Source organism: Nostoc sp. KVJ20 (assembly GCF_001712795.1).
Classification (GTDB): domain Bacteria; phylum Cyanobacteriota; class Cyanobacteriia; order Cyanobacteriales; family Nostocaceae; genus Nostoc.
The window spans coordinates 67454-91205 of the sequence record NZ_KV757607.1; the positions used below are offsets into that span (position 1 = coordinate 67454).

Genomic DNA, 23752 nt, shown 5'->3' on the forward strand with positions numbered 1-23752 from the left:
TTGGAAAATCCGGTTCCCTCCCCTTATAAAGGGGAGATTGGAAAATCCGGTTCCCTCCCCTTATAAAGGGGAGATTGGAAAATCCAGTTCCCTCCCCTTATAAAGGGGAGATTGGAAAATCCAGTTCCCTCCCCTTTATAAGGGGAGGGTTAGGGTGGGGTAAAACCCATGTTTAAAATCAGTGTGAGCAATCAGAAGTGGAAATACAAAACTTTGCACAACTACTAATTTTTGCTGCTTTTATCGGATTAGTTGGTTGGACTCTTAGCAATCAGCTTGGACGAACTCAACTCAAAGTTAAAAGTCGTGAAGATTGGTTGCTAGATGGTACAGGATTAACGATTCAAGGAATTTTAATTCCCTTACTACAAGCTACTTTAGTTTATTGGCTTTATAAATATTTACTACCGACTCAACAAGGATACTTAAAAATATCATTAGTTCCGGCTTTTATTATCAGTTTTGTTGTAGTTGATTATTTATATTATTGGAATCATCGTTTATTACATACTAAATTGTTGTGGAAAGTTCATCAAGTTCATCACACTGTTACTCAGATGGATGTATTAGGAACTTCTCGCAACACACTTTGGACAAGCTTGTTAATTATATATTTATGGATACACACTTTATTTGTATATCTGTTAGCCGATCCCACAGGTTATTTACTTGGAGTCAGTCTAACTTCTGCCTTAGATTTATGGCGACATAGCCGTTTAATCATTCCTGCAAATACCAGGCTATATCAACTTTTATCTACTTGGTTAATCTTACCACAGGATCATGCTTGGCATCATTGCCGCGAAATCCACAATTATAACTATGGGGCTAATCTGAAAATTTGGGATAAGTTACATGGAACATATTATGAAAGCGAAAAATTGCCATCTATAATTGGAATTCCTAGCTCATTAAACTTGTTCCAAAAACTTTTATTCCCATTTTCATGACAGTTATCAGCAAAATACTTTCGTTTTTCCCTACGTTTATATTATTGCTAACTGGTGCAGCAATAATCTACCTTGCCTATTCGCCCAACATCTTCAGCATTCTTGCACTGTTTTTTTCTATTTATGGGCTACCAGTGCTAGTTTACCGCTTGCATGAATGGGTTTATCCTGTGCGCGAGGGTATTAGTTATCTACTAGGTGAAGAATATAATCCCTGGTGGGGTAGTCATCAAATCCAGGTAATTTATATTGCAATTCCGGTGTTGGAAGCAGTGCTGCGACTGATTCCGGGGGTGTTTTCGTGTTGGTTGCGATTGTGGGGTGCTAAAGTGGGGCGAGATGTATACTGGACAACAAGATTGGAGATTGCCGATCGCAGTTTATTAGAAATTGGCGATCGCGTCGTTGTCGGGCATGGTGTCGGTATCTATTGCCACATCATTAAACCCCGCAAGCAAAATTTAATGCTGTATGTTAAAAAAGTCCAGATTGGCAGCAATGTTTTTGTGGGAGCCGGATCTAATCTTGCTCCCGGTGTAGTCGTTGCTGATGGTTCTTATTTACCAGCAGCTACCAAGCTTTATCCTAATCAAAAGGTGCAATAATGCGTCCGATTATTCAGCTTTTTGGGCAAATTCTCGCGCCAACTGCGAAGCAATTTTATCGAGCTTTAGATAATCCAGAGTTAATGCAGACATCTGTAAAAAGGGAAATTTGCGATCGCCTAATCAAAAGTGAGTATGGCAAAACTTTGGGTATCCATTCTATAGACGATTGGCAGCGCGTACCAATTGTAGATTATGATGCACTCGAACCCTGGTTAAATCAGAAACAGCAGCAAATTTCCCTCACGCCAGAACCCATTTTGTTCTATGAAAAAACCTCCGGTAGTAGTGGGGCGGTAAAATGGATTCCTTATACTCAATCTTTGCGGCGATCGTTTAATCAAATGTTTTGCGTCTGGGCGCATGATTTGATTGTACATGGCCCGAAATTTTCCACAGGCAAGCTTTATGCTTGTATCTCGCCGCAATTAAATGTAGGTGATAGCCAAACTTTACAAGATGATTTAGATTACTTAGACGGCTGGTTACGTTGGTTTTTGCGTCCTTGGTTGGTGATGCCAAATAAACTTAATCGACTGCATGATGCGAACTTGTTTAAACATCAACTAGCTTTGGCATTATTAGAGGCTGAAAAACTAGAAATTATCTCTATTTGGAGTCCTAGTTTTCTACAAGTACATTTAAAATATATTCAAGAAAATCAGGATTTATTGCGAAAAGAATTACACAACCGCATTTCACATTATCGCCTCCAACTCCTTAGCGAAAGTAAGATTCCCTGGATGCAACTCTGGCCAAATTTGAAGCTGATTTCCTGCTGGGATAGCGCCAATGCAGCAGATCAAGCGCAAGGATTAAGATTAAAATTTCCAGGTGTATTAATTCAAGGTAAGGGACTACTAGCAACGGAAGCCCCAATAACGATTCCCTTGATTGTCGCTGGGGGATGCGTGCCGGTTCTTGATGAAGTTTTTTTCGAGTTTGAGGATGAGGCTGGTTCAGTGTATGGTTTGCATGAACTCAACATTGGCAAGGAATACACGGTTATTTTATCGCAGAAAGGGGGATTGTATCGTTATCGAATTGGCGATCGCATCCGCGTAACTCATTACTATCGCCACACTCCCTGTTTAGAATTTATCGGACGACATCAAGCTATTAGCGATTTGGTGGGCGAAAAGTTGCAAGAAACTTTTGTAAATAATGCTTTGACTCTCTTGAACTTGCAAGAAACTAATTTTAAAAGTTTGATGCCGATTGCTGATCCTCCACACTATATTTTATTATTAGATTCGGCAAAAGAAAGCCCGGAAATTATCGCTAAACAGCTAGATCAGGCTTTATCAGAATCTTATCATTACAAGAGAGCGCGATCGCTCGATCAACTTGCACCACCAGAGGTTTTAATCTCTAGTCAAATTCATGAAATATTAGTTTCCCATCGTATCCGCACTGGAAGTATTTGGGGAGGTATTAAGCATCCAATTCTGGCAACATCACCCATTAGCGCTGAACTTTTACAAGAATTGAACTCCGGATTAGAGATTGCAGATTAGCTATTTTTGAAGCGCTTGCTGAAAAGTCTTGATGGCATCAACATGATTTACCATATTAATGCAACGTAATAACAAATCCAGATCGATTTCTTTGACCTCCTCACTACTAGAAACTCTTTCATAGTGAAGTGCATTGCCCTCTTTCCGCAGGTGATAAACTTCTAACACACCATCTTCCCAGAACCACACTTCAGGAATCAAGAGCCGCTTGTATGCTTCCAGTTTGTTTATCCCGCCACTGGTAAACACTACCTCAATCGCCAAATCGGGACGCACTCTACCAGGGGAAAGTTTATAGGATTCATCCGCTTCTCGCTTCACAGCACCCGCTTCACTTTCCAAGGTCATTGAACCAGTTGGAGTAAAGTCAAACCCTGCCACAAGCAAGTACAGTTCTAGCAATGCGGCAATTCTTTTCTTAACTGTTTCATGTGGTTCTCCAGGCATTCTTCGGATCTCCAAAACTCCATCCAGAAAAGACAGGCGATATCCCGGACGGTCTAACAACTGCTCAACTGCTTTAAATTCTCTCCACGTCAGTCCCTCAAACAACAGGGGTGATTCCTGACGGGGTGTAGCGTAGACGCTTTGCGGCTTGTCGTCAGACATCGCTGCTGGGGTCATTTTCGTCTCCAGTCTGTTTCCAGATGAGAAATAATTCCGGCGTAGGAGGGCAGTTTAACTTCTTTTTGGAAGCAGGGCGTTTACCTACTGCCAATCCCCATCATAATGGTAATTTATCAATGAAGGCACGAGGCAGAGAGCAGTTTTTGCTGGGGGAAAACTGCCCTCTGCTGTAAGGATTGCGATCGCTTGTATCAACTTTTATTGAGGCACTTTAGCGGGTTTCAAATTTCTAGCTTTGTAGAACATTTCCAAACTATTGCGATCGCCTACAAAACGCCAGTGCCAAGGCTCATAACTCACACCTTGAGCATTATCTTTGGGAAATGACATTTCAAAGCTAAAACGCGCTGCATTTGCTTGCAGCCACCGATAAGCCTTGGTATTTTCAAAGTTGGTTTGGAGATTAGTTGCTGGTACTGATCCGTCTCCAATATCCACAGCATAACCTGTATGATGTTCGCTATGACCAGGAGGAGCGCTGAGGGCAGCTCGTTCTATTGGCGTTTGATTTCGCTGGGCACCGACACCAAAAAACAACGGCTCCTGGTCTTTGACTGAGCGAAAGCCAGAAATTGGTACTAAAATCACACCTGCACTCCGCGCTGCTGCTACCATCTCCTCAAACTTTTGGGCAGCAGATTTTTGCATTCTAATGCCCCTATTTGCGGAGATGGTTACTAGTTCTGATTCAGGGGCTTCTGGGTATGCCAGATGCCCTAACAGAGTATTGACATTATCCGATTCTGTAGTTGGTGTAGGTGTAGAACTAGTGGGCGAGGGTTGAGAATCGGCAATTTTTTTGGGTGAAGTAACGAAAAACAAAAAACCGCTAATTAAAGCCAGCAAGACAAATCCCGCAACTCCCCCAATCAGGATAATTCGGGGTTGCAACCAAATTTTAGGTGTTGCAACAGGGGTATCGCGTACAGCCACTGGAATATCATCACCAAGGTCATTCGATGAGTTTTGCGGTCTTCCAGAAAACCCTGCCTTATTCAAGGATAAACTCCTGTTTTTGTGGGACAGCCATAACAAATTTTGCACTGGACAAAAGTAGAAGTAACAGGTAGCATTTTACATCTGTGGTTTTTAGGCGCAATCTTGACAAACCTTTTAGAACTATACGTCAAGCTAGGAGGATTAGTCCTGGTAGGTTTCATTCTGGGACGCAAACTACCTGTGACAGTTCCTACACGTTTAGGACAATTCCTCTTTTGGGTGGGAGTACCCATAAGCATAGTATCGTTTTTGCGTCAATCCAGTTTATCAGGGCAAATTTGGATTGCACCTGCGATCGCTTACCTAGCCATTTTACTAGGAGCATTTTTAGCTTGGTTAGGGATTAAAGCACAAGCCTATTTTAGAAAGACTGTCCCCCAACAATCCACTCAGGCTAGCTTGATCCTAGCGGCAACGCTGGGTAATACAGGTTATCTTGGCTTTCCCATCACCTTAGCAATACTAGGCAAAGAATACTTTGTTTGGGCATTATTTTACGATTTGTTAGGTTCATTCCCCGGAACTTATGGCTTGGGTGTTTTGCTAGCAGCCCGTTTTGGCGGCGATGTCCAAAATCACTGGCAGACTGCTAGGGCGATCTTAATTAATCCTGCCCTGTGGAGTTTCGGATTTGGCTTGCTGGTTCAAAAAGCGACAATTCCCACGGTAGTAGAATTTTGCTTAGAGAAATTGGCTTGGATTAGTGTAGCTTTATCTCTGGTGTTAATTGGAATGCGACTAGGGCTGCTCAAATCTTGGCGTAGCCTACCACAAGCCGGGATGAGCTTGGGAATCAAAATGCTGCTAGTTCCCTTGATATTGGGCAGCATACTACCACTGTTTGGATTAACTGGTTCCGCAGCAAAGGTAATTCTCTTACAAATGGCCATGCCTCCAGCTTTCGGTACACTGGTAATTGCTGAGACATTCAATCTCGATCGCGATCTGGCAGTTACGGCGTTAGCTGCTGGAACTATAGTATTGCTGGTTACTCTCCCAATTTGGCTGTGGCTGTTTTAATTTTAGATTTAGGCACTGTGATGCGATCGCTTAAAACCCCAGGCAAAAGGCATCTTAATAAAATTTAAAAATTAATTGTATGCTCCATCCACAAAAGCTACCATTTCTAGAATCTATTGGTTGGCAGCTAAAAAATGTATATCAAATGAGTGAAAAAGAAATTGTTCAATTGTATCAACGCAATTGGCATCATCAAACTACATTCAACAATTTAAAAAAAGAAGAAAAGGATTTTGTACATTATTTAGCAAAAAAATATAACTCTTGGATATTACCTGATTTTGAAATGTTTCATCTCGCCCATCACAAGAATATACTTAAAATCCTTAATGCTTTCAATCCAGAAGTTTTTAAAAAAGCTTCTGCATACTTTGGCGGCGGTACACTCTTGGCGTTAGAGTATGATGAATACAGACTTAGTAAAGATATTGATTTTCTCTTCCCTTATGGAACTGAAAATTACAGGTATTTAAGAAATCTGATTTACGACGAAGGAATTGTAGCATTATTTCAAAGTACAACAGATATCGAATTGGGTGACACTACAATCAATCAATATGGTATTCGTTTCCCTGTTGTAGTCAATGAAATAACTATTAAAGTAGAAATTGTAGCCAATGGAATTTTTACTTTAGACCCTCCTGTTTATCCGGAATGGACAAAAATACCTTGTCTGAGTATAAGCGATAGATTCACATCGAAACTAATGGCTAATGCCGACCGATGGAACGATTCAAGTACACAATCTAGAGATTTGATTGACTTAGCAATATTGCGTGTAAATCACGAAATACCCGCACGTGCAATAGCTAAAGCTGAAGAAAGCTACGAAGTAAAAAAACCATTAGTTAAAGCCATCACTAATTTTACTGAAAAAGAAAAATATAGAGATAAATGTTTTCATGAGTTAAACATACCTGAAGAAAAATTTCCAATAATAATGGATGGAATAAATTGGCTTCTTGCTGACTTTGAATCTATGAATTAAAGGAATTTAAATGGAAATTAAACTTGATGGTAAAGCAATTTTTAATTATTGAAGAAGAATTCAGAAGTCAGAATTCAGGAGTCAGAATTCAGAAGTCAGGAGTCAGAATAAAGACGCGACGCTCGTTCGCGTAGCGTGTCGTAAACAAGACTCGCTAACGCCAAACGAGAACCGCTATAGTTAAACTTCTACTGGATGCTGACCATAATATGGCAAAGCCTCTGACCAATTAGGAAATTTGCCTTCTTGCCAATCAAGATTAGCTAGTTCCAAAATACTTGTCACCGTCGCTGCTAACCCAGATTGTGCTTGAATTAACTGATAATTAGTATTCCAATTAGCTAAAGTTTCCTGCCATGCTTCTGGTGTCAACACTCTATCTGATAAACACACTTTTAGTTTAGAAATATCTGGCTCAAACTGATAAATAGCAGCAAAAATTTGACCTCGTTGGGCTGGCATTTCCACAGCAATAGTTTTTAGATTTTGACTTTTGCCTGCTTCTGACCAAGCTACCGCAGCCAAAGTTGAAATCGCAAATACAGGAATATCTAACTGTTGCCCTAAAGTCCGAGCAGTCACAACACCAATTCGAGTTCCCGTAAAGCCGCCAGGGCCTTTTGCTACGGCGATAAATGACAAATCTGCCCAAGTTTGCGGTTTGATAAATTCAATTAAATATTGATGTATTAGACTAGATAAATCACGTCCCAAATTCCAAACTTGAGAGCGAGTCTCGCCTGCAAAATTACTAATTGCTAGCCCTAATTCGGGAGTGGTAGTGTGCAGTGATAAAGCGTATTTTGTGGTTGTGAGGTGTTTTAGTTGTGTGGTCAAAGTTAATTAAAATATTGATTTTTTAGAGTTGACTTGATTTCTCTATTCAACCACATCTTTAAATACATTCCCAGCCTCCAGGCTGGGAACGAGACGACACAAGCTTTTGGGCTTTTCTTAGTGCCATTCAGCTTAGAGATTGTTTGAAAAGTCTAAATTATTACTTGCCTCTGCGACTAAAAGTTGCAGCTATACATAACAAAACCCGCCTACGCGGGTTATAAAACTTAATTTTCTGCTAGTCCACGCAGGTGGAGTTAGCCTGTGTAGTAGCGAATTATATTCGCCTAAAACTTTTCAAATATCCTTTTAGGCATAGTCCGTCGTAGACATCCCTCTATTAATAATAGTGTTTGCTTCCTGATTTGTAAGGGCTGAAACCCCTACTATTAGGTTATTTTTCAAAAATTTATGGTTTACTGGTTATAGTCAAATAGGTGTTTTTGAGCGCTATTGATAGCCATGTTTATCTTCAATCCAAAATATTTTTACTTCACAGTTACATTATTTTTAATAGAGGTATATATTGCTGTTTTTGTAAATGAGAGTTTTATCCGTCCTTTCATTGGTGATGTTTTAGTATTTATACTAATTTATTGCTTTGTCAAAACCTTTTTCAATATACACTCATCCATCGTCGCTTTATCAGTTTTTGCGTTTTCTTGTACTATCGAAATACTTCAATATTTTAATTTTGTAAATAATTTAGGATTGCAAAAATATAAGATTCTAGCTGTTGCCTTGGGAAGTGTATTTGATTGGAAGGATATCATTGCTTATGCAATAGGTATTATAACAGTCCTATGCTTGGAGAAACTCCCCAGAAAAGTTATTGCTGCCAAGTCGCGAAAAGCCACGCGAAATTGCCCTGATGTCAAATGAAGATGGCGTAGTGCGATCGCTACTTTTGAGTGACAGTCACGATCGCACAATTAAGCTGTGGGATGTGACAACAGGACGCTGCATCAAAACGTTGATGGCTGATCGTCTTTATGAAGGCATGAATATCAAAGGAACAACGGGATTCAATACTGCTTGGGTAAAGCATTTTGAACTCGGAATTGGGTTTTGGGAAAAGGTTAAAGGGTAAAGGTTAAAGGTTTTTTCTTTCCCCTTACCCCAAACCCAATTCCCCAAAACCCGACAAGTATTGCAACGGGATTGACTGAAGCTGAAAAAGATACCCTGAAAGCTTGAGGGGGAATTGAGAATTAAGGCGAAAAGGTTGTCAAGGTTGATTGTGCCCAATAAGATTAACGATCGCAGCGGCTAAATCTACAGGATCGACGGGTTTTGGTAAGTGTTTTTGAAATCCTGCTGCCATTGCTTGGTTATAATTAATTTCTCCAGCATAAGCAGTCAAAGCGATCGCTGGAATTTCCCCACCTTGTTCTGGCGGTAATTTTCTCACCTCGCCAAGCAACATATAGCCATCCATAAAAGGCATTCCAATATCACTTAACAGGATATCTGGCTTGGATTGCACTAATATTTCTAGCGCTTCGGTTGCTGATTCAACTGCTGTTACAGTTGCACCATATTGTTCTAGCGCAAAGCTAAAAAACTCTCGCACATCTGCTTGATCGTCCACAAGCAATATTTGCACCCCAGCAAGTAATGTCTCGTCGGTACTAACTTCTGCTTGAGAAGCCTCATCACTGCTGACTCTCAACTCAGAATTTTTCAGCAAAGGTAGTCTGACTGTAAAGGTAGCCCCCTGTCCTTCTCCCGGACTCTCTGCCTGAACTGTACCACCATGAAGTTCTACGAGATGGCGTACAATTGCCAGTCCCAATCCCAATCCGCCAAATACTCTGGTTGTCTTAGCATCTGCTTGGCGGAAGTAATCAAAAACGTAGGGCAAAAATTCCGGGTTGATTCCCTTACCTGTATCAATCACCTGGATTTGGGCATCTAACCCAACTTGCTCTAGACGCACTTCTACAAGTCCTTCTGTGGGTGTGAATTTAACGGCATTGGAGAGGAGATTCCACATGACTTGTTGTAAGCGATCGCCATCGCCGAGAACTTTGCCGATATCATCACTTAACACCGTTTGAATTTGAATTGATTTGGCTTCTGCTGCTAAACGCACCGTTTCTAGTGCAGCTGCGATCACAGCTTTCAAATTCACTGCATAGAGATTTAACCTGACTTTACCTTGTAAAATCCGCGAAACATCAAGTAAATCCCCAATCAATTGGGTTTGTAACTTAGCATTCCGCTCGATTGTTTCCAACGCCCGGATTTTGGTGGGTTCGTCGAACTTGCGGGTTCTGAGTAACTTTGCCCACCCTAAAATCGGATTCAGGGGCGTTCGGAGTTCATGGGAAAGGACAGCCAGAAATTCATCCTTAATCCGGTTGGCTGTCTCGGCTTGCGCCCTTGCGGTCTTTTCGGCTTCGTAAAGTTGAGCGCGGGCAATAGCTTGAGCACACTGTTGTCCCAGTGTCAACATAAATCCCCGGTCTTCTTCGTTAAATATTTGTCCGGTAGTAAAGCTTAATCCCAAAGCCCCAATTACTTTACCTTCTACTATCAAGGGAATGGAAGCCCAGGCATTATTCGCTATAACAGTCACAAAATCTGCTAAGTCGGGATATCTAGCAATCATGGCTGCTAAATTTTCTAAAAAAATCGGCTGCCCAGTTCTGACTGTTTCTGCTATTTGGTTAGGTGCTGTTAGCGGAAAACTTGTCCAAGTATTTATGAGTGTTTGCGGATAGCCAATTGCTTGCACAACTTTTAGGGTAGTATTTCCTTCAGTAAGTAAGACAACGGAACCACCAGTAGCTTCCAAAGCGGCAATGCCTTGGTTCACCACTACATCAGTCACCTGTTGGGGAGTTAAGGCTTCCGAGAAGGCAGCAGTTATTTTTTGTAAAAGTACTGTGCGATTGACAGACCGTTCAGCTTCCTGTTTTGCCTGTTGAGTTTCCTGGTAGAGTCTAGCATTGTCGATGGCTGTCGCCGCCCGACGAGCAATATCCTCTGCTAAAGCCAAGTCTGTTTGTTGGTAGTACCGACCAGATTCGGCGGTAAAAAAAGAGATTGCTCCAAATAATTGCCCACGGGAACGGACTGGAATCACCATGAGAGAACGAATACCCAAGCTTCGCAGCAATTGCAGATGTTCCTCATTTTCAGCCATCTCTACAAGATTAGAGTCAGATAATTCGGAGTAAAAGGCAGATATTCCTAGCCTTAGCTGCCGGACAAGCTGTTTGGCTCTGCTTTTGGGTCGATAACGTCGTCGGATTTCGTCTAAAATATTTAGTTTTGTAGGGTCGGCAATTGCGATCGCAATTTGTTTACTTGACCAATCTTCCTGGAAAACATCTACAATACACAAGTCTGCGAGGGTTGGAACTGCCAGATTAGCCACACTTTCCAAAGCGATCTCATAATCTAATGAGGCAGCTAGTAAGGTACTGGCTTCGACTAAAAACTGTTGTGTGGCTTCAACTCGTTTGCGTTCGCTAATATCCTCAATAATGCCTAATGCATACTTTGGTTGTCCGTTAGCATTCCAAACTGCTGATGAAGTTAGATTTACCCAAACAATGGAACCATCTTTGCGGATGTAGCGCTTCTCTAGGGAATAACCACTAATTTCTTTTGCCAAGACTCGCCGAGCATTCTCCCAATCAACTTCTAAGTCATCAGGGTGGGTAATTTCCTCGAAGTTCATTTGAATTAACTCTTCATGGCTGTATCCAGTAATTTCGCACAGAGCAGAATTAATTTGTAGAAATTGTCCATCCAACGCTACCAGACTAATCCCCACAGCTGCCTGATTGAAGATTGTTCGGAACCTTTCTTCGCTTTCCCGCAAAGCAACTTCTGTTTCCTTTGCTGCTGTCATATCTGCCAAAATAATTCCAATCCCTACTGTTTCACCCATTGCATTGTTAACTGGGTAATAGTTGCCCAGCCAGTAACCGTAACGTTCGGGTTCCTCTCTTGTATCACCGCTAATTTCCACATTCAGCAGGGGTTCTCCAGTATCCAACACCCGTTGTAACTGTTGCTCTAACTCAGCCGCCATCGCTGGCAACACTTCTCCAAATTTGCGTCCTAGATGTTCTTCTATAGTCAAACCGTTAATATCAGCGAAAACTTGATTAATTCTGATATATCGCAGTTCCCGATCTAAAAAGCATACAGCAACGGGAGCAGCACCTAGCAGCGCATCTAGAAGAGATAGAGATTCAGCATAATGGATTAAAGCCTGGTTGATATCTCGATAAAGTCGGGCATTTTCTACTGCTAAAGCAGCACGATGGGTAATATCTGTTGCTAAAGTTAGGTCAGAGCGATCGTAGCGACGGTCTGATTCTGCGGTGACAAAGCTGATAGTGCCGAGGACTCGCCCTTGCCTGATTAACGGCACAATCATCACAGACTTCATCCCCAATTGCCGAACAAGTTCTAAGTGTTCCTGATTCTGAGTACTTGCTACTAAGAGCGAGTCAGATATCTCTGAGATTAATTCGCTTTGCCCAGTTTGTATTACTCTAGTAATTAATGCACTGACACCGTTGTAATCTTTCACATACTCCTGAAGTTTACGCGCCAACTCCGCTTTCGATGGGTCTGCATGGGCAATGGGTAAACGGCGAATGGAGCCATCATCATTTAAAATGTCTACGCTACACCAATCAGCAAGTTGGGGAACTGAGATTTTGGCAATTTGTTCTAATGTTTCTTCATAATCTAGCGAAGTAGAGAGTAAATTGCTAATCTGGGCGATATAGCGCAGTCTTTCCTCAGCTTGCTTACGCTCTGTAATATCGAGAATAAAAAAAGCTCCTCGTTCTACAGTCCCTTCAAAATGGCTACCACCTGCCAAAATTGGGAAGCATGAGCCGTCTTTTCGGATATATTCTTTTTGATATGGAGTGCAAAAGGAGCTAGCTTGAAATTGATTCAGTGCTTGCTTATCAAGCGGCAGGTATTCTGTAGGTGTCAAGTTTTGCCAGTTAAGTTTTCCAGAAACTAATTCTTCACGAGAATAACCCACCATATTCAGGAAGGCATCATTAGCATCTGTGATCCTACCGTCTCTATTCCAGAAGCCAATACCAATCATATTTGACTCAACCACGCTGCGAAACTTCGCTTCGCTTTCGCGTAATGCTTGCTCAGTTTGTTTCAGTTGAGTAATATCAATTGAACTAATGCCCACTCCCAATAACTGCCCATCCGGCAAACATACTGGATAATAACTGGCAAGACCATAACGATATACCCCAGGCGGATAAGTTTCACCACTCACTTCCTGATTCAGTAAGGGCTGCCTAGTTTTCATCACTTGCTCAAAAACAGGCTCAATTTGGGCTGTCCATTCCGGTAGTACTTCTCTAAAGGTGCGACCAATATGTTGACTTTGTGGTACACCGTTGATAGCGGCCAGGGCTTCATTAGCGTGAATATAGCGCAGTTCAGTATCAAGAAAAGCCAGCGCCACTGGTGAACTAGTCAGCCAAGCATTGAGTAACGCCAGAGATTCGTCTTTTTGCTGAACAGCTTCCTGAAGTTCCTGATGCAACCTAGCTTTTTCTATTTCTGCCTGCTTGCGCTCAGTAATATTCACACCTGCACAAGTAATACCCTGAATGTTATCGTCTGCATCTCTTAGTGGTTCAACCAGCAAATCATAGTAACGGTCTTCTCCACAAGTTGTTAGATAAACTTCTTCACGAGTTGCAACACCAGTCTCTATTACCTTTAGCTTAATTGCCGTCAATTGCTCTGCTACTAAGGCTGGAAATAATTCATAATCAGACTTTCCTAACATTTTCTCAGCAGTTTCTAGACCTTGAGGATTATGAATCCACTGATATCGCAAATCACGATCCTGCTGAAAAACTAAAATATCTGAACTGCTTAACGCTAATCGAAATCTCTCCTCACTGACTCTCAATTTTTGTAAATTTCCATCAGCCCGTTTTTTAGCAGTCTTTAATGATTCACAGATGATACTAAAAAGCAATCCCTGTAATGCAAACAACCCAATTCGCACAGAATTTGATAAATCAAAACTTAGCTCAAAAACTGGCGGTAGGAAGAAGTAATTGCTCAGTAGAACAGACAAGGAAGTTGCTAAAAGCCCTGATTTCAAACCACCATACCAAGCACTCACTGTTACAGCGCTAAAAAATAGCAGGAAAGGAGTTCCACTCATGCTTAACCAAGGGTCTAGCATCAGCATTAGCACTAATGCAATTGCAACAATTAATACAGTAATACCATAACGTAGTGAGTGGAAAGAATGAATATGAGGCATGAAAATGTTTTGGAAGAACCAATACTTATTGCAAAAGCTGTATACACCCTAAGCTAGGTTGCAAATTTTAGTAATTTATCTCCAGATAGATTTTTCTTTATTTATAAAAGCTTCTTTTGTTAGAGGTTAATTACTCGGTAATATAGTAATAGAAGCTAGAATTTATCACTAATTTTTTATCAAGAAAGGCAGTAAAGGGAGCAAACTTGCGGTTTAAGACCCCCACCAAATTGAAAACTTGGGGCTGCTTTTTCAGGAGAGGTTTGAATCCTATAAGTGAAAAAAACCTTCTGCCTTCTGCCTCCTGCCTCCTTCAAATCCATAACATGCGTTTGCCGATCATAAATACTCAATTTTAAGAAATCCAGCGACTCAAGTTTATAATAAATGCCAAAATAAAGGGCCTTTTAACTCAGTACTTGGCATGGGCTAAACACCCAGCTAACGGAACTCAGCATTCTTCATAACTGAGAGGGAGCAACACTGATACCGCGCACAAAAATATCTACACAGGTTTCGATATATTCCTCACAACTATAGCTGCCTTGATTGAATTTTGCACTGCGACATAGCATTCCAGCTAGCAGCATTCCTGTAAACATATCGACTGCCGGAAATGGATCAATGTCTGCTCTAACAGCGCCTCGTCTCTGACTCGATTGCAGGTAAGCTACCAGTTTTTCCCCTAAAGGCTTGGCAGCTTCTTGAATCACTTGTTTGGCTGCCTCTGGATGACGTTTGGCTTCCCCAATGAAGGTACGAATTAAGTCCTCCTGTACCTCTAGCATATTATTGTAAAGATGGGCATATTGTCTTAAATCAATTTTCAAATCCTGTGTCCACGCTTCAGGGTGTGCAAGGGCTTCTGTCTGGAGTGCCAAGGCATTTTCCATTACTGCTCCCAGAAGTTGTTCTTTGCTAGCAAAGTGGCGAAATAAAGTCACCTCATTCACACCAGCAACACGAGCTATTTCACGGGTAGTTGCTCCTTGAACACCTAAACTAGCAAATACCTGCGAGGCGGCTTCTATCAAACGTGTACGGGTAAGAGCTGATGAACGGATAATTTTATTCATTTATGCTGGCAAGTACTTACTTACATCATAGGTTATGTAGAAAAAGTTGTTGCATTAGCGTCGCTTACCATAAGCAAGGTATGGCTGAAAGCGGCGAGAAACTTCATCCTAAGAGTGGCTAAAGGTTGCTCCCCCCGCCGCTTGGGGTATGGGGTATTGGTAGCTTCTTCCCCATTCTCCATCCCCTTGTGAGTGGAGTTTTTTATCTCTTGCCCTTTTCCCTTTAATTGGAAATCTCTAATGTTTTACTCATTTTAGTAACTGGAACAACTATCCCACTCCTTAAATAATGAGGTGCTCTTTGGATGGCAGTAAATCCCAGTCGTAAATAAAACCCTTCGGCATAAAGGCTAGCAGTTGTAATTACTTTATCCATACCTTGAACAGTTGCTTCGTCACAAAAATGTTGCACTAAAGCCCGCCCAATTCCTTTACCTTGATATTTAGGATGAACATACAATCCAATCAGTTCATCAACAATGAAACTAGCAAAACCCATAACCACATCTCCCTCGATCGCAACCCAGAAAGTTTCCACTTTCATACTCTTCAAGATATTTGAACCATCAGGTTTGTCACGGTAATTACGCCAAGCTAACAGTTCTTTTTGGGTATAGAAAGTTGCAGGTAGAGCTTTGATAGCAGCAATATGAATTGCACTCAGCACCCACGCATCTGTTTCTTGGGCAGGTCGAAGAGATATTTCGTTAGCGCTCATAAGGCAGGAGGCAGGAGGCAGAAGGCAGGAGGCAGAAGGCAAGGAGGCAAGAGGAAAGAAGTATGAATGAAAACTTTAGTTCTGGGTCATTGTCCAGTTTAATAAGAAGAATTTTTCTGTAGCGACTGTCTTAAAAGTCAAGCGATCGCTTAACGCATCGGTTTCAAATTTCTGTTTCAACTCACTAGAATCTTGCTTAATTTTGGATTTTAGAGACATCTAAAATCCAAAATCTAAAATCCAAAATTCTTACAGTTGCCGCACTAATGGCTGACCATCTTTGACTTCACCAATCAAAACTAAATCGACACAGTTAACGAAAATACCATTTTCCAGAACGCCGGGAATGTTATTCAATGTCTTTTCTAGTCCGGCTGGATCTTCAATAGAGTCAAATCTGACATCTAAGACAAAGTTTCCTTGGTCAGTGATTACTGGCCCAGCTTTTTTTACACCCATGCGGAGTTCTGGTTTGCCACCGAGTTTTTTGATGGCATTGGTTACTGGAGTAATTGCCATTGGAATCACTTCCACAGGTACAGCGAAACTAGAACCCAAGCGATCTACTAATTTTCCACTGTCTACCACGACGATGAACTGTTCTGCCAGGTAGTCTACGACTTTTTCGCGGGTATGTGCTGCACCACCGCCTTTAATCAAATTTTTCTGCGGATCGACTTCATCTGCGCCATCAATGGCAATATCGATGTGGTCAATAGCATCTAAGGTGGCGAGAGGGACACCGTACTGCTTCGCCAGCACTTCTGACTGAAACGAGGTGGGTATGCCTATAATATCTTTGAGTTCACCAGACTTTAGGCGATCGCCTAAAAACTGAATCGTATATGCTGTAGTTGACCCCGTACCCAACCCCACAATCGAACCCGACTTGACTAGGGCGGCGGCGGCTTTGCCAACTTCTTGCTTCATCAACTTTACGGGATCTGTTGTTGTCATTCCCAAAACTCCTGAAAAACTGGCTATAGTCCATAGTAGTGGGCAGATAACGCCAAAAGATGAAAGCTAAAAAACAAGTTTTTGCTGATTTCTACCCCCTTGATTATGAAAACCAGCTAATACCCTACGTAGCTACGCAACATTGCTCATCTGAAGTTCGTCACTAACTGAGTTACGGGTTATTAAGAACACCAAATTTTGCGTTAACCTCAGTAACGTAGTTTTTTAAATTCATTTAGCAGTTAAAAGTGGTTATGGTGATGCGTCAGCTTTCAATTACTCTATCTTTAATGGCACTACTACAAAGCTTGCCAGCAATTGCTCAAGTACCAGAAACTACTTCTGGAATCCCGTCTGATTCAATTCAACAGGTAACTGCTGTCAAATGGATGACAAACTTTCCCGATGGCAAATTTTATCCAGAAAGGTTACTGAGTCGGGCAGAATTAGCGTCGATTATGGTAAAAGCATTTCGCCTAGATAAAAGAGAAGCTGTTAACAAAGCAAATTTAACTGTTCCAGATGTTCCTCGTTCTTATTGGGCATTTAATGATATACAGACAGTCTTAAAAACTGACATCATGAAAGGCTATCGAGGCAATGAATTCTTCCCTAACCAAAAGGTGACAAAGGCAGAAGCTCTTGCTATTTTCGCCCAGGCTTATGGTGTATTTCAGTTTCCCGATGACGCGGTGAATGAGATTCTGGCTTCATATCCAGATGAAAAGTCTATCCCAACTTGGGCTAGAAAGGCGATCGCTACTGTAGCTACCGAGGGATTTCTTAACACAGATGCTCAAGGCAATATTTCCCCATTAAAACCTGTTACCCGTGGGGATATGGCTTATGTCTTGAGTAAATATTTGCAACGGCAACAGCAACAACCCGAAACACCAGAAGTTCCGGTTATTCCAAATAACCCACAATCACCTTAGGGACTTCCAAATCAAAAAATATCCCATCGTTTTTAGGGCAGGGAAGCAGGGGGCACTTAGCTGGGGGAGGAAAAGTCGTTGTGATTCCAAAAATTGGATAATTTATTTTTTGGAGTTCCCTTAGCTGAATAAAATTCAGTTAAGCTTTGTGCTTAAACTCAGTTTTGACCCGGACTTCTATACTTGTCTCGAATCTGGCGAAGATATAAGGAATTAGACTGTGTTGGTTGCTGCAAGACATTATTCCCATAATTAGATTGTGGTGGTTGCGTCGGCTGCTGCAACCCATAATTTCCATATCCCGCAGGGTTTGTGGGTGTGACAACACTTTGACTCGGATTTTGGCTAGAGTAAGGTGCAATATTACTTGGTGCGGCAAAGGTAGCAGAAGGCGTCACTGGTGAGACATTAGGCACTAGCTGACCATTATTTAAATGACCGTAGGGATTTTGCGGTAAGTTCGTACCCGTTGATGTATAACCTGTACTAGGAGTTAAACCATTACTAGGTACTAGCTGACCATTATTTAAATGACCGTAGGGATTTTGTGGTAAGTTCGTACCCGTTGATGTATAACCTGTACTAGGATTTGACTCAGTGCTTGGTAGAGAATTCTGACTGGGTAAGTTGTTGATGGGTGGCATTAGCGTTGTTCCTGGGTCAGAGACTTGTCCCAAGGCATTTGTCGGAGTTGCAGTCCCATTAAAGCTAGACAATTTCTCGTTTGTTGATTGGTTGAGTGCTGCTTGCAGAGGACTGATAGAGAGAGAATTTTGATTCTTATTGGTTTGATTAGTCAATCCAATACCCAGGCTAGAGGACTTTTCTTCCTCCCCTGTTGGTTCAGACGCGGTATTTAAAGTCTTAAGACCTAGAAACTGGTTACTATTATCAACTATCCCAGTACGCAATAAATTTTCTGTTTGTACGACAAAGGGATTTTTCATCACTGGGGAGGTGTTGCCATTAATGCCTATAGGATTTGATTTGGCATCACTAGCAGATTTTTGTTTGTTAATTACATCTTCTAATAAGCTTGTGCTCTTTTTTGCCTCAGTCTTTTCATTAGGAGTATTTGCCTTTAATGAGAGAGCTGCTTCCTCAAAGTCATTAAACAAAACTGGCAGGTTATCAATATCTGCTGCAATGGCTCTATTTTCTGCTGACAGGGAGGATTCATCAGGCTGTTGTGGAGCAACTTGATTTTTTTGCTTATAAACGAAAATATCTGGATTTGACCAGTATTCCCAGGTTACTAGCCCTACTACAGATAAAAAAATTGCAGTTCCCCAAAAACCAGGTCGTCCTAGATTCCATAACCTGGCTCTGAGATAGCGTAAGTAGGCGGGAGGATAACGACGATTTGGCATGTTATTAGTAATTTAAATTTACTATAAATCGGTAAAATTTGACGGAAGAAGCGTTGCTGTTTGATGCTTTTATTTAGCTCAAGAGGAAATATCTCAACTGAAGTTCGTAGTGATTTCATCCTAACTTCTCAAGAAGTTATTAGTCATTAACAATAGACATCTAGTAGTCAAAAATTTACTTTTTTACCTTTTTAAACTAAACCGTTTAGTTTAAAAAGGTAAAAGCAGACGCGCAGCGGCTACATGAATTGCCTGAAAATCAGGGTTTCGGCTATTGTTTACGTAAGTCCTGACCCAATACTTTTCGGATAAGCCTAACAATCTCTCTTTTGGTCTGGGAAAAGGTTAAAGGGTAAGGGGGAAAGGTGAATTCAAACCTTTCCCTTTCCCCTTTCCCCCTTAACCGAAAAGTATTGAATCCTGACCCTAAAAATTTGGTATTTTACTCATGCTTAGACATTTAAGTAGCCGTAAAATCTCCTCAGTGGCTATGTTTGTGCTTGTTATATGCTTTACTCTGGTAAGTGTGCGTTCATTTGGGCAATCAATTATGACATTAACACCCCAACTGCTCACCGATCCATTTTTACAACTACCAACGGAAATCTCAGTGCGAGTAGTTTGGTTTACTGAGTTTGCTGGTGTTAATCACACCGTAACCTACGGTGAAAATTTCAAACAAACTGCTAAGGCAAATACTACCAAACTCACTCGCACGCGTGAAGACCAAGAGTCAAGAGTTGCAAACCAAACCAAAGACGGCGAAGTTTATCAAAAACCCGTCCAGCGTGAAATTTGGCGACATGAGGCTGAGGTAACTGGCTTAACTCCTGATGTGAGGGTAAATTATCGTGTTACGAGTGTGCGAGAAGATGGTGAGAGTATTAACAGTGATGTTTTTACCCTTGCAGCTACTCCCAAAGCAGATACACGATTAAAAATTTTACTCACCTCAGATCATCAATTAAAGCCGATGACAGCAGCAAATCTGCAAAAGGTGGTAGAAACAATTGGACGAGTTGATGGAGTATGGTTTGCTGGTGATTTGGTGAATGTTAGCGATCGCGCCTCAGAATGGTTTGATGATAATAGTGGTGGTGCGTTGTTTCCCGGTTTGCAAGGTCGTGCTAAATATGACATGACGCACAACGACGTTAAGACAACATACACTGGTGGACAAATAATTCAACACGCACCCATGTTTACTTGCATTGGCAATCATGAGGTGATGGGGCGTTTTGCCAGGACGGGAAGTTTAAATGATGAATTTGATGATACAATTCCCCGTGCCGTTGCTCAAAGAATCTATCGAGACAAATCTTTAATAGATAATTCTTTTAATACTAATACCTATGAAGAGATTTTCTCTTTACCAAAAAGTAAAGAGGGTGGAAAAAAGTATTATGCAGTTAGCTTTGGTGATGTACGTTTGGTGGTACTGTACGCTACGAATATGTGGCGGACTCCCAGCTTAGATAGAAAGCGTAGAGGTAGATATCAGGAAGCCGAAAAGGATTTAAATAATCCTGAAAATTGGGGTTATGGACAGGTTATTTATGAGCCAATTGCTAAAGGCAGCAAACAGTACAATTGGCTAGAGGCAGAGCTTAACAGCCCTGAGTTTAAACAAGCAAAATACAAAGTTGTAATGTTCCATCATCCACCCCATACTTTGGGTGATAATATAGTTCCTGCTTATACAGAACCAGTTCAAATAATTGAACGGGATGGTAATAATATTAAAGCAGTGCGTTATGAGTACCCCAAAGACGCAGATTATATTATTCGCGATGTTGTCCCTTTATTAGAAGCTGCTAATGTGCAATTAGTATTTTATGGGCATTCCCATTTGTGGAATCGCTTTGTTAGTTCCAGTGGAATGCACTTTCTAGAAACCTCCAATGTGGGCAATACTTACGGTGCTGCTTGGGGTGAAAGAAAGCGAGAAGTGCCAATTGGATATCAAGAGGATTATGTTAAACTTGGTGATCCCAATGGTCTAGAACCCATAGTGCCAACAATTGCTCCCTTGCTAGGCGAAGATGGGAAACCAATGCCTTATATTGCGAGTAATGATATAACAGTTTTCAGTATCTTTGATACGGGGACGGGTACGATAAGTAGTTATCGTTTTGATACTCGCAAGCCTGATTCAGAAGTATTGAAGTTTGACGAATTTAAGTTGAAATAGCAATTACACCAAGGGAAACACATTATTAAAGAAGGCAGGAGGCAGGAGGCAGGAGGCAGAAGGCAGGAGGCAGGCGGCAGAAGGAGCGTCTTGCTTATTAATTTTAAGAATTTTTAATTGGAGCGTACTCTTTCAGAGAAGCAAGCTACGCGTAGCGTCTCGTAGAAAAGCGAGCGACTTGACTAAAGTTAGAGTGTCACCTTTTGGTTATAAGCATTAACAAAACTCGTGTAGTCATACTCGACTTGAGTTGCATAGTCCACCGCAAAGTTAATAATTTCGTCTTTGAATACAGCCTTGTTACCGCTCACAATATCAGTTACTTCTTTGTCAACGCTTACGGGAATAATCGCAGCATCGTAGTCTTTATCTGAGATTGCATGGTTCTTGGCAACAACCTTCCCTGCATACCCCATTGCATCCATGAATTTTGACTTAGTGGTTAGCAAAGTATAATCAAAGTCCACTTGATAGGGTGATTTTTCATGCAGCATAAAGGGAATGCTAGTGACCGTAGTATAGCCAAGCAATGGATCAGTATTAGAGAGCATTGCTTTCGTGGCGATTGTCACTCTTGCCCCTTCTTGGTTTCCGTAGACAGAACTTGGCAGCAAACCTGGAACTGCGATCGCAACTGCGCTATTACCTTCCTGCTTCATTTCCAAAATGCGATCGTCGTCGGTTGCTGAACTTGGGCCCTCAATCAATAAGTAATATCGGTACTTTCCAAGACTACCAATGCCTGAACCTAATTTGAGGCGAATGTCTTTGAGGGTGTAGTAACTATTGTCGTAGCGCTTACTGCTCGGAATTGAAGCGATGTAGCTGCTCATAGCCTCAGCAATGTCTGAATAGGTACTGGCAGATACAGACTTAAGTTCCAAAGTTGTTTGGAATACTCGATTGTTGCTGTTATTTAACTGCGTATATTTATTTAAAAACTTCAAACGGCTCTTATCTGATACCTTTTCAATCAAATCTTTGACCACACCATTCGTATTGCTGGATTCCAAACGATATGACAGTTCATCATTGGTTCCCTTAAAGTCACTCATCTTGTTCAGATAAGCATCCAAAAAATTCCTGACAATATCCTGAGCATCGCTTGAGCTAATACCGTTTTCTTTAGCTGCCAACAGAATGGAGACTGCCATCCGTCGCAAGTCCCAAACGTAGGGGCCAAGATAGCCTTCATCAAAATCAGTGGTGTCAAAAACGTTGTTATCGTTACTATCTCTTATCCCTCCAATATTTTGCAGATGCATATCTCCCTCTAACCAGATGGCTGATGTTGAAGAATTCACAAATTCTGAACTTGGCAAGGTCTGCATATCACGATAAAAAATGTGAGCCGTCCCTCGATAAAAGGCGAATGGGCTAGCTTTCATCTTTTGTATCTTCGTTTCCAGTTCTTGAGGCAATTGAGAAGCAAAGGGATGATTGTATTGGTAAATTTCATTTTCCACCCAAGTCGAACGGGGAGTTGCAGCTTGAACTGGAGATGCAAACCCCAAAATTAAAATTAAGACAACTGCGATCGCAGATATGTGTTTGGCCATGACAGTCTCTTAGGTGTAAAAAATTGACTCTTGTTAGACTCTTGTGTAGATACAATCATCCAACAACAATTCTTTTACCACCTTTAGCCATAGCTTAGAAAGTGATTTAAAGCACAATGCAACAACTATTCATGTCAAAGAATTCAAAAAGTTCAGGAGGCAGGAGGATGAAGGCAGGAGGCAGGAGGTAACCCACCCTTAAAAGAGTGGGATTGAAGCAAGGACGTTTTATACCTCGCTGCAAGCAGTCTCGGTATAATTATCGCTTTAAACTGGGCTTTAGACCCAGAACTAAAGTTTTAATTGATACTTCTTACCTCCTGCCCTCTGCCTCCTGCCTTCTGCCTTTCTTCGGTAAAATTATAAAGAATTGTCAAAACGTAATCATGTCAGCTATCCAAACAACTGTGGTTCTTGCCATGACGGCCGATGGAAAAATTAGTGCCGTAGATCCTAAAGCGCCTCGTGAATCCGATCCAGATGATCAAGCACACGTGGAGTATCAAGTCTCCTTTGCTGATCTAATTCTGGTAGGAGCAGGGACAATTCGGGCTGAGGGGGTAACTTTTACAATTCGCAATCCCGAACTTTTGGCAGCACGTAAGGTTCGGGGTCAGTCTCCCCAGCCTATTACCTGCGTTGTCTCAGGTTCCCTCGACCTAGCGCTGGACTTGCCTTTTTTAAGTCAGGACATCGAGCGCTGGATATTTACAACACGAACTGGTTTAGAACGCAATTCTGATACAACAACCTTACAAAAACTGGCTGAATTAATTGATTTGGGAGATACAGACCTGGACTGGGATCGGGCTTACAGCTTGATGGCAGAGCGGGGTATTAACAAGGTAGTTGCTTTGGGAGGTGGCTCTTTAACCGCTGCTCTAGTGCACGCAGAGCGAATTGACGATTGGTGGTTGACAATTTGGCCAGTTATTTATGGAGGAAAGCACGCCCCTAGCCCAGTAGAGGGAGAAGGTTTTGTTCCTTATGCTGCTCCTCATCTCCAACTCGTTGAAACTCGTCAGATTGGAAGTGAGTTGTTTTTACACTACCGTACACTCAAGTAGAGAATACTAAAAAGCGCCCTCCCGAAAGGGAGAGCGCTTTTTAATTT

At 41.6% G+C, this 23752-nt stretch carries 21 protein-coding genes; 11 read left to right on the plus strand and 10 right to left on the minus strand.

What is annotated here, in order from left to right:
- The first annotated feature begins 197 nt into the window (after positions 1-197).
- From A4S05_RS13625 to A4S05_RS13635, 3 genes are read left to right on the plus strand one after another with little or no spacing between them, the layout of a single operon-like run.
- Entirely contained in the window at positions 198-950 is a 753-nt protein-coding gene (locus A4S05_RS13625) for a sterol desaturase family protein (protein WP_069070369.1), read from the plus strand.
- Complete coding sequence (locus tag A4S05_RS13630; protein WP_069070370.1) at positions 947-1555, plus strand: acyl transferase; 609 nt, start codon at positions 947-949, stop codon at positions 1553-1555. Before A4S05_RS13625 ends, A4S05_RS13630 begins: the two co-directional genes overlap by 4 nt.
- Positions 1555-3072, plus strand: a complete 1518-nt coding sequence (locus A4S05_RS13635; RefSeq protein WP_069070371.1) for a GH3 family acyl-acid amido synthetase — start codon at positions 1555-1557, stop codon at positions 3070-3072. The genes A4S05_RS13630 and A4S05_RS13635 overlap by 1 nt, the downstream gene beginning before the upstream one ends.
- Here A4S05_RS13635 and A4S05_RS13640 read toward each other — a convergent pair whose 3' ends face one another.
- Positions 3073-3696 (minus strand): Uma2 family endonuclease, encoded by a 624-nt coding sequence (locus A4S05_RS13640; RefSeq protein ID WP_069070372.1) that lies wholly within the window; start codon positions 3694-3696, stop codon positions 3073-3075.
- Positions 3697-3719: 23 nt separating this feature from the next.
- On the opposite strand from A4S05_RS13640, the gene A4S05_RS41585 reads away from it, so the two are divergent.
- Positions 3720-3872, plus strand: a complete 153-nt coding sequence (locus A4S05_RS41585) for a hypothetical protein (protein ID WP_176727004.1) — start codon at positions 3720-3722, stop codon at positions 3870-3872.
- 25 nt (positions 3873-3897) lie between these two features.
- On the opposite strand, the gene A4S05_RS13645 is transcribed toward A4S05_RS41585, so the two are convergent.
- Positions 3898-4698 (minus strand): M15 family metallopeptidase, encoded by an 801-nt coding sequence (locus tag A4S05_RS13645; protein ID WP_069070392.1) that lies wholly within the window; start codon positions 4696-4698, stop codon positions 3898-3900.
- A 102-nt stretch (positions 4699-4800) separates the two neighbouring features.
- On the opposite strand from A4S05_RS13645, the gene A4S05_RS13650 reads away from it, so the two are divergent.
- A complete protein-coding gene (locus tag A4S05_RS13650; RefSeq protein WP_069070393.1) occupies positions 4801-5718 on the plus strand; it encodes an AEC family transporter in 918 nt (305 codons plus the stop codon).
- Positions 5719-5797: 79 nt separating this feature from the next.
- Positions 5798-6706 (plus strand): nucleotidyl transferase AbiEii/AbiGii toxin family protein, encoded by a 909-nt coding sequence (locus tag A4S05_RS13655; protein ID WP_069070373.1) that lies wholly within the window; start codon positions 5798-5800, stop codon positions 6704-6706.
- A 180-nt stretch (positions 6707-6886) separates the two neighbouring features.
- Here A4S05_RS13655 and tsaB read toward each other — a convergent pair whose 3' ends face one another.
- A complete protein-coding gene (gene tsaB, locus A4S05_RS13660; RefSeq protein ID WP_069070374.1) occupies positions 6887-7543 on the minus strand; it encodes a tRNA (adenosine(37)-N6)-threonylcarbamoyltransferase complex dimerization subunit type 1 TsaB in 657 nt (218 codons plus the stop codon).
- 462 nt (positions 7544-8005) lie between these two features.
- On the opposite strand from tsaB, the gene A4S05_RS13665 reads away from it, so the two are divergent.
- Both A4S05_RS13665 and A4S05_RS13670 read left to right on the plus strand, forming a co-directional pair.
- Positions 8006-8425, plus strand: a complete 420-nt coding sequence (locus A4S05_RS13665) for a ribosomal maturation YjgA family protein (protein ID WP_069070375.1) — start codon at positions 8006-8008, stop codon at positions 8423-8425.
- Positions 8415-8633, plus strand: coding sequence for a hypothetical protein (locus tag A4S05_RS13670; protein WP_069070376.1), 219 nt, complete (start codon positions 8415-8417; stop codon positions 8631-8633). Before A4S05_RS13665 ends, A4S05_RS13670 begins: the two co-directional genes overlap by 11 nt.
- A gap of 138 nt (positions 8634-8771) precedes the next feature.
- On the opposite strand, the gene A4S05_RS13675 is transcribed toward A4S05_RS13670, so the two are convergent.
- The 5 genes from A4S05_RS13675 to rpiA all read right to left on the minus strand — a co-directional run bounded on the left by A4S05_RS13675 (position 8772) and on the right by rpiA (position 16583).
- Positions 8772-13832 (minus strand): PAS domain S-box protein, encoded by a 5061-nt coding sequence (locus A4S05_RS13675; RefSeq protein ID WP_069070377.1) that lies wholly within the window; start codon positions 13830-13832, stop codon positions 8772-8774.
- Between the two features lie 461 nt (positions 13833-14293).
- Positions 14294-14908 (minus strand): TetR/AcrR family transcriptional regulator, encoded by a 615-nt coding sequence (locus A4S05_RS13680; protein ID WP_069070378.1) that lies wholly within the window; start codon positions 14906-14908, stop codon positions 14294-14296.
- Positions 14909-15131: 223 nt separating this feature from the next.
- Complete coding sequence (locus A4S05_RS13685; RefSeq protein WP_069070379.1) at positions 15132-15626, minus strand: GNAT family N-acetyltransferase; 495 nt, start codon at positions 15624-15626, stop codon at positions 15132-15134.
- 75 nt (positions 15627-15701) lie between these two features.
- Positions 15702-15845: a hypothetical protein gene (locus tag A4S05_RS41590; protein ID WP_176727005.1), complete on the minus strand. Its 144-nt coding sequence runs from the start codon at positions 15843-15845 to the stop codon at positions 15702-15704.
- 30 nt (positions 15846-15875) lie between these two features.
- Positions 15876-16583: a ribose-5-phosphate isomerase RpiA gene (gene rpiA / locus A4S05_RS13690; protein ID WP_069070380.1), complete on the minus strand. Its 708-nt coding sequence runs from the start codon at positions 16581-16583 to the stop codon at positions 15876-15878.
- A gap of 260 nt (positions 16584-16843) precedes the next feature.
- Here rpiA and A4S05_RS13695 point away from each other — a divergent pair, with 260 nt between their 5' ends.
- Complete coding sequence (locus tag A4S05_RS13695; protein ID WP_069070394.1) at positions 16844-17518, plus strand: S-layer homology domain-containing protein; 675 nt, start codon at positions 16844-16846, stop codon at positions 17516-17518.
- Positions 17519-17676: 158 nt separating this feature from the next.
- Here A4S05_RS13695 and A4S05_RS13700 read toward each other — a convergent pair whose 3' ends face one another.
- Positions 17677-18888 carry a hypothetical protein gene (locus A4S05_RS13700; protein ID WP_069070381.1) on the minus strand — a complete coding sequence of 404 codons (1212 nt, stop codon included), beginning with the start codon at positions 18886-18888 and terminating at the stop codon, positions 17677-17679.
- Positions 18889-19438: 550 nt separating this feature from the next.
- Between A4S05_RS13700 and A4S05_RS13705 the strand changes: the two genes are divergently transcribed.
- The gene (locus tag A4S05_RS13705; RefSeq protein WP_069070382.1) at positions 19439-21079 is read left to right on the plus strand and encodes a purple acid phosphatase family protein; all 1641 of its coding nucleotides are present in this window, start codon (positions 19439-19441) and stop codon (positions 21077-21079) included.
- A gap of 188 nt (positions 21080-21267) precedes the next feature.
- Here the strand turns inward: A4S05_RS13705 and A4S05_RS13710 are convergent, their stop codons facing one another.
- Positions 21268-22638: a DUF2252 domain-containing protein gene (locus tag A4S05_RS13710; RefSeq protein WP_069070383.1), complete on the minus strand. Its 1371-nt coding sequence runs from the start codon at positions 22636-22638 to the stop codon at positions 21268-21270.
- A gap of 386 nt (positions 22639-23024) precedes the next feature.
- On the opposite strand from A4S05_RS13710, the gene A4S05_RS13715 reads away from it, so the two are divergent.
- Positions 23025-23705 (plus strand): RibD family protein, encoded by a 681-nt coding sequence (locus A4S05_RS13715; RefSeq protein WP_069070384.1) that lies wholly within the window; start codon positions 23025-23027, stop codon positions 23703-23705.
- The last annotated feature ends 47 nt before the right edge of the window (positions 23706-23752 follow it).